This is a genomic window from Thauera mechernichensis (assembly GCF_029588855.1).
Taxonomy (GTDB): Bacteria; Pseudomonadota; Gammaproteobacteria; order Burkholderiales; family Rhodocyclaceae; genus Thauera; species Thauera mechernichensis.
On sequence record NZ_JARQZE010000044.1, the window covers coordinates 1 to 1,099 of the forward strand.

1 protein-coding gene and 1 pseudogene are annotated in these 1,099 nt (G+C 62.9%); both read left to right on the forward strand.

The window, feature by feature from the left end; translation table 11 throughout:
- A pseudogene (locus P7F68_RS19860) lies at positions 1-263 on the forward strand (methyl-accepting chemotaxis protein); the annotation flags it as partial.
- 33 nt (positions 264-296) lie between these two features.
- Positions 297-1,099 (forward strand): MCP four helix bundle domain-containing protein (locus P7F68_RS19865; protein ID WP_277835663.1); only part of this gene is annotated, 803 nt, incomplete at its 3' end.

The following is a 1,099-nucleotide window of genomic DNA, read 5'->3' on the forward strand; positions in this document are numbered from 1 at the left end:
ACAACGCCATGGGCCAGCTCAACAAGGCCACCCAGCAGAACGCCTCGGCCTCCGAAGAGCTCGCCGCCACCGCCGAGGAGCTTGGCGGACAGGCCGGACAGCTGCAGGAGCTGATGGACTTCTTCACACTCGAGCAGAGCGGCGGCCGCGGCAGCAGTGCATCTCCCACCACGGCCCGCGGGTCGCTCAATGGCACCGCAAGCAAACTGGCCGTGAAGGATGCAACACCTGCCTATCAGCAATCCGGCTACGAACGATTCTGACCTGCGTTGGGTCTCCAATTCCGCGAGTTCATCATGCTCAATCACCTGAAAATCGGTCTGCGTCTATCGCTGCTGCTGACGGTCGTGCTCGGGCTGCTGTTCTTCATCGCCTTCACGGCCTTGCAGGGACTCGACACCGCGAGGACGGACCTGCAGGTCACCAACGAAACGAAGCTGAAGCCGACCCGGCTCACCGGGCGGATTCAGCGCATGGTCGCTCAAACCCAGATCCAGAGTCTGCTGGCCTTGCAACACGACCCGCGCTCCAGCTTCGTCGAACTGCACGACCACCAGCTCGGCGTTCACCTGAATGCCATCGACGAGGCCCAGGCAACGCTGCTGCGCTCGATCGAGGAGATCAAGCAACACCGCATGAGCGATGAAGAACGCAAACTGATCTCCGCGGTGGAAAGCACAGTAGCCGCGTATCTCAGCGAAGGCGTGGCGCCAACCCGCCGGCTGCTCGAGCAAGGCAATTTCTATCAGGCGAACGTGACCTTGCTGCAGCAGATGAACCCCAAGGCAGTCGCGTTCCAGAATGCCATCGCCGATCTCAACAACTATTTCAACGACAGCGCCAATGCGCTTTACGAGCAGGCATCGGCGGACGGTGCGCGGGCACGGCTGCTGACGCTGACTGTCAGCGGCGTCGCAATCCTGTTCGCGCTGCTGGTCGGTACCCTGGTCATTCGCAGCATCACGCGCCCGATGGGCGAGGTGAGCGCCGCTGCCGAGCGCATGGCCAGGGGCGACTTCGCCTTCGACCTCCAGTCCGACGCCAAGGACGAGGTGGGTAGCGTGGTGCGTGCAGTGGCCGGCGTCCAGACCAGCGTCAA